Source organism: Methylobacterium goesingense, from assembly GCF_022179225.1.
Lineage (GTDB): Bacteria > Pseudomonadota > Alphaproteobacteria > Rhizobiales > Beijerinckiaceae > Methylobacterium > Methylobacterium goesingense.
In genome coordinates this window covers 1-11,757 of the sequence record NZ_BPQL01000113.1, presented here as the reverse complement: position 1 = coordinate 11,757, position 11,757 = coordinate 1, and the positions used below count along the sequence as shown (strand labels likewise).

General features: G+C 70.5%; 10 protein-coding genes. 5 read left to right on the top strand and 5 right to left on the bottom strand.

Annotated features, from left to right (window positions below; all coding sequences use genetic code 11):
• Positions 1–81: 81 nt before the first annotated feature.
• Both MFF30_RS18895 and MFF30_RS18890 read left to right on the top strand, forming a co-directional pair.
• Complete coding sequence (locus MFF30_RS18895) at positions 82–1,404, top strand: GNAT family N-acetyltransferase (RefSeq protein WP_238281019.1); 1,323 nt, start codon at positions 82–84, stop codon at positions 1,402–1,404.
• Complete coding sequence (locus tag MFF30_RS18890; RefSeq protein ID WP_238281018.1) at positions 1,401–2,561, top strand: M20 aminoacylase family protein; 1,161 nt, start codon at positions 1,401–1,403, stop codon at positions 2,559–2,561. The genes MFF30_RS18895 and MFF30_RS18890 overlap by 4 nt, the downstream gene beginning before the upstream one ends.
• Positions 2,562–2,678: 117 nt before the next feature.
• Here the strand turns inward: MFF30_RS18890 and MFF30_RS18885 are convergent, their stop codons facing one another.
• Positions 2,679–3,272 (bottom strand): hypothetical protein, encoded by a 594-nt coding sequence (locus tag MFF30_RS18885; protein ID WP_238281017.1) that lies wholly within the window; start codon positions 3,270–3,272, stop codon positions 2,679–2,681.
• A 287-nt stretch (positions 3,273–3,559) separates the two neighbouring features.
• Here MFF30_RS18885 and MFF30_RS18880 point away from each other — a divergent pair, with 287 nt between their 5' ends.
• On the top strand, positions 3,560–4,054 hold the full coding sequence (locus MFF30_RS18880; protein ID WP_238281016.1) for a glutathione peroxidase: 495 nt from the start codon (positions 3,560–3,562) through the stop codon (positions 4,052–4,054).
• A 3-nt stretch (positions 4,055–4,057) separates the two neighbouring features.
• Here MFF30_RS18880 and MFF30_RS18875 read toward each other — a convergent pair whose 3' ends face one another.
• The gene (locus MFF30_RS18875; RefSeq protein WP_238281015.1) at positions 4,058–5,023 is read right to left on the bottom strand and encodes a cation diffusion facilitator family transporter; all 966 of its coding nucleotides are present in this window, start codon (positions 5,021–5,023) and stop codon (positions 4,058–4,060) included.
• Positions 5,024–5,318: 295 nt separating this feature from the next.
• On the opposite strand from MFF30_RS18875, the gene MFF30_RS18870 reads away from it, so the two are divergent.
• Complete coding sequence (locus tag MFF30_RS18870) at positions 5,319–5,765, top strand: HIT family protein (RefSeq protein ID WP_238281014.1); 447 nt, start codon at positions 5,319–5,321, stop codon at positions 5,763–5,765.
• Positions 5,766–5,774: 9 nt separating this feature from the next.
• Here the strand turns inward: MFF30_RS18870 and MFF30_RS18865 are convergent, their stop codons facing one another.
• From MFF30_RS18865 to MFF30_RS18855, 3 genes are all read right to left on the bottom strand, one after another.
• Positions 5,775–6,191, bottom strand: a complete 417-nt coding sequence (locus MFF30_RS18865; protein ID WP_238281013.1) for a PilZ domain-containing protein — start codon at positions 6,189–6,191, stop codon at positions 5,775–5,777.
• A 125-nt stretch (positions 6,192–6,316) separates the two neighbouring features.
• Complete coding sequence (locus MFF30_RS18860) at positions 6,317–6,544, bottom strand: hypothetical protein (RefSeq protein ID WP_238281012.1); 228 nt, start codon at positions 6,542–6,544, stop codon at positions 6,317–6,319.
• Between the two features lie 66 nt (positions 6,545–6,610).
• Complete coding sequence (locus MFF30_RS18855) at positions 6,611–8,650, bottom strand: NAD(+) synthase (protein WP_238281020.1); 2,040 nt, start codon at positions 8,648–8,650, stop codon at positions 6,611–6,613.
• Positions 8,651–8,903: 253 nt separating this feature from the next.
• Here MFF30_RS18855 and MFF30_RS18850 point away from each other — a divergent pair.
• The coding region (locus MFF30_RS18850; protein ID WP_238281011.1) for a DNA translocase FtsK at positions 8,904–11,757 on the top strand (2,854 nt) is incomplete at its 3' end.

Here is an 11,757-nt window from a genome sequence, read left to right as displayed (position 1 = left end):
CCCCTGCCCCTGCCCCTGCGACGGCGCGGGGCTCCGCGCCGCCCTTGGCCCGCCGGGTCGTGGGGCCTAGATTGCCCGTTCATGGATATTCCCGGCGAAACCCCTCGGTCCGGCAATGAATCCGGCACCCCGGCCGAGACCGTGACGGAGCTGCAGGTGCGGGCGGTGCCGGGGCTCGCCGGGATCACGGCGGACGCGTGGGACGCCTGCGCCACCTCGGCCGAGACCCTCTCGGGGGGTGACGAGACCCACAACCCCTTCGTCTCGCACGCCTTCCTGTCCTCGCTGGAGGATTCCGGCTGCGTCTCACGCAAGACCGGCTGGCTCCCCCTGCACGTGACGGTGGAGCGCGAGGGCCACCTCGTCGGGGTGGCGCCCTGCTACCTGAAGTCCCACAGCCAGGGCGAATACGTCTTCGACCACGGCTGGGCGGACGCCTACGAGCGGGCCGGGGGCAGCTACTATCCGAAGCTTCAGGTCAGTGTGCCCTTCACCCCCGTCACCGGCCCGCGCTTCCTCATCGCGCCGGGGCAGGACGTGAACGAGGCGGCCTCCGCGATCGTCGCCGGCCTGCGGGCGCTGCGCACCGAGACCAAGGCCTCCTCGATCCACGTCACCTTCATGCAGGAACGCGAGTGGGACCAGGCCGGGGCTCTGGGCTTCCTCCAGCGCGTCGACCAGCAGTTCCACTGGGACAATGCCGGCTACGCCAGCTTCGAGGATTTCCTCGGGGCGCTGGCCTCCCGCAAGCGCAAGGCGATCCGCCGCGAACGCCGTGACGCGCTTGCGCCCGGCATCACCATCGAGCACGTCACCGGCGCCGACCTGACCCCCGCCCACTGGGACGCGTTCTACGAATTCTACGCCGATACCGGGGCGCGCAAGTGGGGCCGGCCCTACCTGAACCGCAAGTTCTTCGAGCTCATCGGCGCGCGCATGCCCGAGCGGGTGCTGCTGGTGATGGCCCGGCGCGAGGGCCGCTTCATCGCCGGTGCCATCAACTTCATCGGGGATGTGGCTCTCTACGGCCGCAACTGGGGCTGCGTCGAGGACCATCCCTTCCTGCATTTCGAGGTCTGCTACTATCAGGCCATCGATTTCGCCATCGCGCGCGGGCTGAAGCGCGTCGAGGCCGGGGCCCAAGGTGAGCACAAGCTCGCGCGGGGCTACCGCCCCGTCCTCATGCATTCGGCCCACGACATCGCCGATCCGGCCCTGCGCCGGGCGGTTGCCGATTACTTGGCGCGCGAGCGCGAGCACGTGCTGGAAGCCGCCGAAGTCCTGGACACGCTGACGCCGTTCCGGCGCGAAACCGGGGACTGCCCGGCATCCGACTTGCCTGAGGACGCGCCGGAGGTGACACACTCCGCAGACCAGACGACAGAGACCAAGGAAACTCCGTGAGTCCCATCGACCGCATCAAGAGCTTCTCCGACGATCTCGTGGCCATCCGCCGCGATTTCCACGCCCATCCCGAACTCGGCTTCGAGGAGGTCCGCACCTCCGGCATCGTGGCCGAGGAACTGGCGCGCTACGGCATCGCCGTGCATCGCGGCATCGGCGGCACCGGGGTGGTGGGCGTGCTGGAAGGGCGCACCGGTTCCGGCCGGCGGATCGCTCTGCGCGCGGACATGGACGCGCTGCCGATCGAGGAGGAGACCAACCTGCCCTACCGCTCGACGGTCCCGGGCAAGATGCACGCCTGCGGGCATGACGGCCACACCACGATGCTGCTGGGTGCGGCGCGCTACCTCGCCGAGACCCGCGACTTCGACGGCACCGCCCTATTCGTGTTCCAACCGGCCGAGGAGGGCCAGGGCGGCGCCCGCGCGATGATCGCGGACGGGCTGTTCGAGAAGTTTCCCTGCGACGAGATCTACGCGATCCACAACCAGCCCAACGGTCCGCACGGCAAGATCAAGCTGAAGCCCGGCCCGGCCATGGCGGCGGCAGACTTCTTCGACATTCGCATCACCGGGCGCGGCGCGCATGCGGCCCAGCCGCAGCAGGGCATCGACCCGATCATCGTGGGCTCCACCCTGGTGCAGGCGCTGCAGTCGATCGTCTCGCGCAACGCCGACCCGCTCAAGAGCGCGGTGCTCTCCATCACGCAGTTCCACGCGGGCGCGGCCTACAACGTCATTCCGGAGGGGGCTCACATCACCGGCACGGTGCGGACCTTCGATGCGGACCTGCGCACCCTCGTCACCACCCGCATCCGCGAGATCGCCAAGGGGATCGCCGCGGCCTACGGCGCCACCATCGACGTCGACATCCGCGACGTGTTCTCCGTGCTGATGAACAGCCCGGAGCATGCGGCGGCGGCGGCCGACATCGCCCGCGAGCTGTTCGGCCCCGAGGGCGTCGACGACCAGTCGAAGCCCCGCATGGGCAGCGAGGATTTCGCCGACATGGTCGCGCGGGTGCCCGGCGCCTATGCGTGGATCGGCTCGACGCCGGGCCCCGGCCTGCACAATGCGAGCTTCGACTTCGACGACAGCATCATTCCCCTCGGCTCGGCCTTCCTCGCCCGCCTCGTCGAGCGGCGCACCGCTGCCTGAGGCGCTGGGTCGGCTCGGGCCGAGACCGCGCCGGATCGGCCGGTCCGGGGCGTCAACGGAGGCACCGCCGAGGTGCGACCGGGTCGATCGGTGCGGGTGGACGCGGCCGGAGACCGGTCAGACCGTCAGCGACACCCGCTTCGTCGCGGCCGGCTCGAACTTCCGGCTGGCTTGGCCTGCCCTCGAGTCGCGCACCGATACATCCATGAAGTCTACGCTCGCCGAGATCAGGGCGCCGTCCCTCAGCGTCATCGTCTCCGACAGTGCCTGCGACGTCATCAGCCGGGCAGTGTAGCGCCCGTAGGCCGCATCGCGCGCGTCATCGTCCTTTGCCGCCTTCTTCTCCGCGTCGAACGCCTCCAGGGCAGTCTGGGCTGCCTTCATCGCGTTGAGCGAAGCAACGTCCTGGAAGTCCTTGGCGAGTTCTGGGTCGTCCCAGAACATCTTCTCGATGCGCTCCCTGTAGGGACTGTCGGTCTTCACTTGGCCGAGGCTGTCGATTCGGAAAACGATGGGCTCGTCCTGCGGGATGCCCATTCTGGTCAGCCGATCGGCGAGTTTGCCGGCCAGGTCCTGCGTCCGATCGCGGACGATTTCGTCGAAGGAACGAACAATCGACCGGGCCGTCTCGCCGATGGGGCTTGTGGAGCCGGCGGTCCCCGTGATCGTCTGGGCGGTCTGCCGCTTCGCGGCCGCGCTGAGATCGACCACGGCGGCCGCACCCGCCGCCTTGGAGGCGGCCGGTGTCCCCGGATTCCTGTCCTTCGGCGACGTGACGACGCTTGCCCCGTCGTCCGCAGGCCCCCGCGCGGATCCCGCCGCCGTTCCCCGTGCCGCCGCTGTCGCTCCCGTCACCATGCGCGTGATCCCGACCGCTATGCAATCATCAGCTGTAGGAGAAGAGGCTTAACGCTTGCCTACCGGTTCCGGCCCTTGTGGATCGAAGCGACGAGGTACTACGAGAGGTACCCATCCGTTCGCCCGCCCGGTTGCAATCCATGGATAGCGTACACGATTTGACCCCGAGTGCCGCCGACGGTTCCCCCTATCCCCTGGCCCAGCACCGGGGATCGGTGATCCTGATCGTCAACACCGCCTCGAAATGCGGGTTCACCCCGCAATATGCCGGGCTGGAAGCCCTGGCGCGGAAGTACCAGGCGGCGGGGCTCGTGGTGCTCGGCTTCCCCTGCAACCAGTTCGGCGCCCAGGAACCGGGGGACGCCGCCGAGATCGCCGCCTTCTGCAGCCTGACCTACGAGGTCGGCTTCCCGGTACTCGCCAAGGTCGCGGTGAATGGGCCGGGGGCCGACCCGGTCTTCGCCCACCTCACCCGCGCCAAGCCCGGGCTCCTCGGCAGCCGCGCCATCAAATGGAACTTCACCAAGTTTCTCGTCGGCCGTGACGGTCGGGTCATCGCGCGCTACGCGCCCGCGACCAAGCCCGAGGCCCTCGAAGCCGCGATCGCGGCTGCCCTGGCCGAGGCCGCGCCGTAGGACTCAGGCCGCCGGGGCGGGCGCGACCATGGCGCTCGCCCGCGACTGGACCTCGATGAAGATGCGCGTCACGTCGGGGTCGCGCGCCTTCAGACGGGTCTCGATGCGGGTCACCATGGCCTCGATCTGTCCTGCGCTGAGGGTGTCGTCGAGGTCGAGGCTGACGTTGACCAGGATGTCGGAGGGGCCGAGGTGCTGGGTCAGCACGGTGTTGACGTGATGGACCCCCACCTCCCCGCGCACCACTTCGCGGATCGCCGCCACGAGCTCGGGGTCGGCCGCCTCGCCGATGAGAAGGCCATGCGTCTCGATCATCAGGAAGATCGCCATCCCCACCAGGATCAGGCCGATGCCGATCGAGGACCACCCGTCCAGGGACGGCATGTCGAGGATGTGGGCGAGGACCACGCCCGCGAGCGCCACCACGAGGCCCATCAGCGCCGCCACGTCCTCCGCCAGGACCGTGAACAGGGACGGATCCTTGGAGCGGCGGATGGCGGCGAGCGGCGGGCGGCTGCCCTTCTCCGCCCAGAACGCCTTTAGGGCGACGTAGCAGGAATAGCCTTCGGCCAGCACCGCGAAGCCCAGGATCGCCACGTTCACCCAGAAGCCCGAGAGGTGGTAGCCGAGGAACGTCGCGTCCGCCGCCGGCTCCGGGTGCTGGAGCTTGTGGATGCCCTCGTAGATCGCGAAGGCGCCGCCGCCGAGGAAGATGAACAGCGCGACGATGAAGGCGTAAAAGTATATTTCGCGCCCGTAGCCGAAGGGATGCGTCGCCGTGGCCGGGCGCTGCGCGCGCTTCATGCCGATCAGCAGCAGGATCTGGTTGGTGGTGTCCACCACCGAGTGGACGCCCTCCGCCAGCATGGCCGAGCTGCCCGTGAGGAAGGCCCCGACGAACTTGGCCGCCGCGATGGCGAGGTTGGCGCCGGCCGCGGTGTAGATGGCGCTGGTGCTCTCGTGGGCCATGCTGGGCGGGTCTCTCAAGGCTGTGCGGGCGGGCGCGCCCGGTGGCGTGGCCCTGGCGCGGCGCGCCGCGAAGCGCGTCTCCGGGCAAGCGCCTCCAGGCAAGCGTTGCCGCTGGGGGGCAAAGCGCAAGCAACGCGCCGGCCGGCCGGAAGGTTCGCCGCACACGGATCATTCGGCGCTCCCGTTCGTGCGGGGACCGAGACCGGGCCGAGCGAGCCTGCGCGCGGTGGACGCGGCGCACCAGCCTGTGCATCGTGCGCGCCGATCGCACGAGCCAGATCCGGAGCCGGCCGCCATGACCGACACGCACCACGCGCCCGCTTATGACCCCGACAACATTTTCGCGAAGATCCTGCGCGGGCAGATCCCGGCCGAGCGGGTCTACGAGGATGCCGACACCCTCGCCTTCATGGACGTGATGCCGCAAGGGGACGGCCACACGCTTGTGATCCCCAAGGCCCCGGCGCGCGGGCTCCTCGACGCGGACCCGGACTCCCTCGCGGCCGTGGCGCGCACGGTGCAGCGCGTCGCCCGCGCGGTGAAGACGGCCTTCGCGGCCGAGGGCCTGACGGTGTTCCAGTACAACGAGCCGGCGGGCGGCCAGACGGTGTTCCACCTCCACGTCCACATCGTGCCGCGCTTCGAGGGCGTGCCCCTGCAGCGCCACACCGGCGGCATGGCCGACAAGGCGGTGCTGGCGGAACACGCCGCCCGCATCCGTGCGGCGTTGGCGGCCGGATGAGGCGCGGGTTCAGGCGGCGCTGGCCGGCGGGCTGGTGAGCAGCCGCCGCAGGGTGGCGTTCTCGGCCTCGAGTTCGCTGATCCGGCGCACCAGGGCGAGCATCGACGCGGCATCGTCCGGTGCCGGGATCGAGGCCGCCACGGGCACCGGTGCGACCGCCTGCGGCGCCGGAACCGCCTCGTCCACGAAGGTCACGCCGATGCCGTCGGCCCGGCGCCAGCACAGGCTGGCGCGGTAGGTCTTCTCCTTCTGCGGAATGTAGAGGTCGAAGCCCTCGGGCAGAGTCGAGGTCTCGGTCAGGGCGAGGCGGGCGCCGGAGGCGGACAGGTCCCGCACCAGGCAGTCCATGGACGAGGCGCCCTTGTTGAAGATGATCCGCCCCTTGAGGAACGTCTTCTGGCGAACTTCCCTGCGATGCTCCGACATGGCCTTCTCCGGCAAGGGGTCGTTCTCCGGCTCCGGGGCCCCCAACGATGGCGGATCCTGGCACGGCGCCCCTTAAGGAATGATCGCCAGAATCCGCGACCCGGAGCGGTGCGATCCGGCTGGGCTCACTGGAAGCGCGTATCCATGGTCTGGAACAGATAGAAGCCGTTGAAGCGCACCGCGGTCTCGGCGGCCCGGTCGTCGAAGTCGGACGGCGCGTCGGCCGGATCGTCGAGCTTGCCGCCGAAGGCCCAGCGCCCGTTCCCGAGGAAGGGCGGCACGGCCCGGCTCTCCGGCACGGCGCAGCACAGGCCCTCGACGCTCCTGAGGCAGAAAACGTTGTAATTCTGCATCGGTCAACCTCCGATTCGCCCACCCAAGCTACGCCCTAGGGTGCCAATCGGACAGCACTGTGTCGATCAGGTCTCCGGAACGTTGCGGGCGAGCTCCGCCAGCCAGGGCTCGGCGCTGCCGTCGGAGGGCGCACGCCAGTCCCCGCGCGGCGACAGCGCCCCGCCGGCCGAGACCTTCGGCCCGTTGGGCAGGGCCGAGCGCTTGAACTGGCTGAAGCCGAAGAAGCGCTTGAGGAACACGCCGAGCCAGCGCCGGATCTCGGGCAGGTCGTAGGCGCCGCGCTCGGGTTCGGGGAAGTCCGGCGGCCAGGCCCCGGCGTCCGCATTCCCCCAGGCGTGGAGCGCCAGGAAGGCGATCTTCGAGGGCGGAAAGCCGTGGCGCAGGGTGTAGAACAGGTTGAAGTCCTGGAGCGCGTAGGGGCCGATCACGGCCTGCGTGCTCTGGGGCGTGGCCCCCGCCTCCACCGGCACCAGTTCGGGCGAGATCTCGGTGTCGAGGATCGCGGCCAGGGTCGCGCCCACTTCCGGCGCGAACTGGCCGGTGCCGATGACCCAGCGGATGAGGTGCTGGATCAGGGTCTTGGGCACGCCGGCATTGACGCCGTAATGGCTCATCTGGTCGCCGACGCCGTAGGTGCACCAGCCGAGCGCCAGCTCCGACAGGTCTCCGGTGCCGATGACGATGGCGCCGTTCTGATTGGCGAGGCGGAACAGATAGTCGGTGCGCAGGCCCGCCTGCACGTTCTCGAAGGTGACGTCGTAGACCGGCTCTCCGCGCCCGAACGGGTGGTCCATCCCGGTGAGCATCACGGTGGCGGCCTCGCGGATGTCGATCTCGCGGGCGGTCGTGCCCAAAGCCGCCATCAGCGCGTGGGCGTTGGCCTTGGTGCCCTCCGAGGTGGCGAAGCCCGGCAGGGTGTAGGCCAGGATGTTGGTGCGCGGCAGGCCGAGGCGATCCATCGCCTTGGCCACCACGATGAGGGCGTGGGTGGAATCGAGGCCCCCCGAGACGCCGATGACCACCCGCTTCGTGCCCGTCGCCTCCAGGCGCTGGGCGAGGCCCGCCACCTGGATGTTGTAGGCCTCGTAGCAGTCCTGCGCGAGGCGGCCCGGATCGGCCGGCACGAAGGGGAAGCGCTCCAGGCGGCGCATCAGGCCGAGATCGCCGGCCGGCGGGGCGAGCCGGAAGGGGACTCGGCGATGGGCGAGGGCCCGTCCGCGTCCGGAATCGTCGAAGCTGCCGGCCTGGAGCCGCTCCTGCGCCAGCAGTCCGAGGTCGATGTCGGCAAGCGTCATCACGGGCTCGGCGGAGAAGCGCGGGCCTTCCGCGAGGCGCACCCCGTTCTCGTCGATGCTGGTCTGCCCGTCCCAGGAGAGGTCGGTGGTGGATTCCCCCGTGCCGGCGGCCGCGTAGACGTAGGCGCACAGGCAGCGCATCGAGGCCGCGCGGGTCAGCATCGCGCGGGACTCTGCCCGGCCCACCGTGATCGGGCTGCCCGACAGGTTGGCGAGCACCGTGGCGCCGGCCAGCGCCGCGTCGGTGCCGGGGGAGGCGGGGACCCAGAGATCCTCGCAGACCTCGATGCCCAGCACGAGGTGCGGCACGTCCTCGGCGGAAAACAGCAGGTCGGTGCCGAACGGCGCGTCCAGGCCGCCGATCCGGATGGTCTCCCCCGCGATGCCGGCGCCGGAGGCGAAGTGGCGTTTCTCGTAGAATTCCCGGTAGTTCGGCAGGAAGCTTTTCGGAACGACTCCGAGCACGCGGCCGCGATGGATCGCGAGCGCGCAGTTGTAGAGCCGGTGGCCCCAGCGCAGGGGTGCGCCGACGACGAGGACGGGTCGAAGCCCCTCCGATTCCGCGACGAGGCGGGCGATGGCCACCTCCACCGCGTCCAGCACCGTCATCTGCAGGAACAGGTCCTCGATGGCGTAGGCCGAGACGCAGAGTTCCGGAAACACCGCCACGGCCGCGCCGGCCTCGTCGCAGGACCGGGCGAGGGCGAGGATCCCTTGCGCGTTGCGGGCGGGGTCGGCCGGATGGCTGCGGGTGGTGCAGGCGGCGACCCGGGCGAAGCCGTGCCGGTAGAGGGAACGGAAGTCGGCCATGGAGACTGAGGGTGTGGGGGCCGGGGCTTCGAGCGCCGAGGGGCTGGACAAGGGGCGGGGCTCCGGGCTGGTCGGGCCCGCACCTTAACCCCTGCCGCCATCCGCCTCCAGGGCGAGGGTTGAGGGCGCAGCAGGCGCGAAGGCGCGCATCCGATGGGCCGGGGCAAGCGTCTGTTAACGACGATGCCGCTAACTCTTGGCCGAACCGCGCCGCTCCCGGCGGCGGACCCGTATTGAGTACATCCGGCCAATCATGCGCGCATCGGGACGGCTTCCCTACTCCCATCGTGATCCTTCGCGTCCCGTTCGGGGCGGCGACCGCCTCGGCCTGTCGATCGGCGCCCTCGCGCACCGGTTGATGAACCTGCGGGCGACCCTCTCGCGCCGCCTCGCCGGCCCGCCGCAGCGGCCGGACTACACCGTGGCCACCACCCGCCCGACCCCGAGCTGGATGACGAGCCCGCAGGCCCTGGTCGGCCGCAACGAGGTCGGCCTCGCCTTCCGGCCCGCGCCCGCGATCCAGGCCTGGCCCGCCGGGATCTTCGACGACCGAGCCACCCTCGACATGATCCCGCGCCGCGCCGACCCGTCGGTCCGGTTCGACGAGGGCCTGATGGAGGGCGAGACGCCCGCCCCGCGCGTGCTGATCCGGACCCCGCGCCGCCCCGCCGCGATCATGCCCGAGATGGGTGAGATCCCGTCCGCCGGTCCCACCGCACCGGTGCCGGAGCCGAGCCCGGCCGTGCGCTATACCCGCACCCCCGACCCCGTGCTTCACGAGCGCCGCCAGCGCGCCCTGGATGCCGAGCGTGCCGCTCGCGCCCAGGCCCATGCGGAGGCGGAAGCCGAGGCGCTGCGCCTGCAGGCCGAGCAGGATGCCCTGCGCGCGGAGGCCGAGGCGCAGGCCCAGGCCGCGCAGGCGGCGCAAGCCGAGGCCGAGGCCCTGGCCGCGCAGGTGCCCGAGCCCCTCTGGCGCCAGCCTTTCGTCGCGCCCCCCGGCGTCCGCTTCTTCCGCAGTCCCGATCGTCGCCAGGGCCGCCCCAGCGCCGAGGCTCCGAGCACGGAAACGCCCAGCGCGGACCTCTCGGCCACCGACGCCGCCGTGATCGAAGTCGCGCCCGTCCCGGCGCCGGTGATCCTCGACGACCGCGACTGGTCGGACGTGCCGGACTGGTCCGAGGTCCATGCCTGGTTCGACGGCCGCGACGGCGCCGCCCTCGACGCCTGGTCGGCGATCCAGGCCGAGGCCGCGCCGCTGCCCGAGGCCCCTGTCGAGGACACGTCCGAGATCCCCGCGATCGAGGCCGTCGAGGCTCCCGAGCTGGCCGCCCCGGTGTTCGCGCCCGCTCCGCTCCCCGCAAACGCACCGGCCCCGGTCGCGTCCTATCGCCTGGAGCACGTGGTTCGGTTCGAGACCTTCGGCCCGCCCTGCCCCGTCGAGGGCCAGGACAACGCGCTCCCCGTCCCGGCGCCGGTTCGTCCCGCCCCACTCCACGCCATGGCCGCCCGCGCGGCGATCCGTACCGGCCGGCCGGCGGCACCCGCCCCGTCCGTGACCGCAGAGGTTCTGCCGACAGCTCCGGCCCCCTCCCCTGCCCTGTCGGTTGCGAGCCAGTTCGTGCCGGTGGCGCCCTTCGTCCCGGCCCCCCGCGCCGCCGCGCCGGCCTTCGTGCCCACCACGATTCCGCCGCGCCCGGTGCTGCTGCGCAACCCCAAGGGCGCCCCGGGCGCCGAGCCGGAGGCCCCCGCGCCGATCCAGGCCGAGCCGCAGGAGGTCGTGGCATCCGAGGTCCTGGCGTCGGAAGTCTTTCCGTTGGAAGTCATCGCGTCCGAGGTTTTGGCCTCCGAAGCCATGACATCCGAGTTCATCGGACCCGAGGTCGAGGCCGCCCCGGAGGCCCCCGCCGCCGGGCCGCTGCCCGCCGTCCACATGCCGCGCGCGATCCTGCCCGAGCGTCCGCTCCTCATCCCGGCCGGCCGGCACGTGCCGATGTCGTTCGTGGAGAACGCCGATTACGAGCATCCCTCCCTCGAACTCCTGGCCGAGCCGCCCCTGAACGACACGGAGGAGGTCGATGCCGACGTGCTCGAGCAGAACGCCCTCAACCTCCAGCAGACAGTCCAGGATTTCGGCGTGCGCGGCGATATCCTGGCGGTGCGCCCGGGTCCGGTCGTGACGCTCTACGAACTGGAGCCGGCGCCCGGCACCAAGTCGAGCCGCGTGATCTCGCTCTCGGACGATATCGCTCGTTCGATGTCGGCGGTCTCGGCCCGCGTCGCCGTAGTCCCCGGCCGCAACGTCATCGGCATCGAACTACCCAACGACACCCGCGAGACGGTGTATCTCCGCGAACTCCTCGCCTCGGCCGATTTCGGGATGAGCAAGCACAAGCTCGCCCTGTGTCTGGGCAAGAACATCGGCGGTGAGCCCATCATCGCGGATCTGGCCAAGATGCCCCACCTGCTGGTGGCCGGCACCACCGGCTCGGGCAAATCGGTGGCGATCAACACCATGATCCTGTCGCTGCTCTACCGGATGAAGCCGGAAGAGTGCCGCCTGATCATGGTCGATCCGAAGATGCTGGAACTCTCCGTCTACGACGGCATCCCGCACCTGCTCTCCCCCGTCGTCATCGACCCGAAGAAGGCGGTCATCGCCCTCAAATGGGCCGTGCGCGAGATGGAGGAGCGCTACAAGAAGATGTCCAAGATCGCCGTGCGCAACATCGACGGCTACAACGCGCGCATGGCGGAGGCCCGGGCCAAGGGTGAGACCATCACCCGCGAGGTCCATACCGGCTTCAACCGCGAGACCGGCCAGGCCGTCTACGAGACGGAGGAGATGGACCTCTCTGCGCTGCCCTACATCGTGATCGTGGTCGACGAGATGGCCGACCTGATGATGGTGGCGGGCAAGGACATCGAGGGCGCGATCCAGCGGCTGGCGCAGATGGCGCGCGCGGCGGGCATCCACCTCATCATGGCGACCCAGCGTCCCTCGGTCGACGTGATCACGGGCACGATCAAGGCGAACTTCCCGACCCGGATCAGCTTCCAGGTCACGTCGAAGATCGACAGCCGCACGATTCTCGGCGAGATGGGCGCCG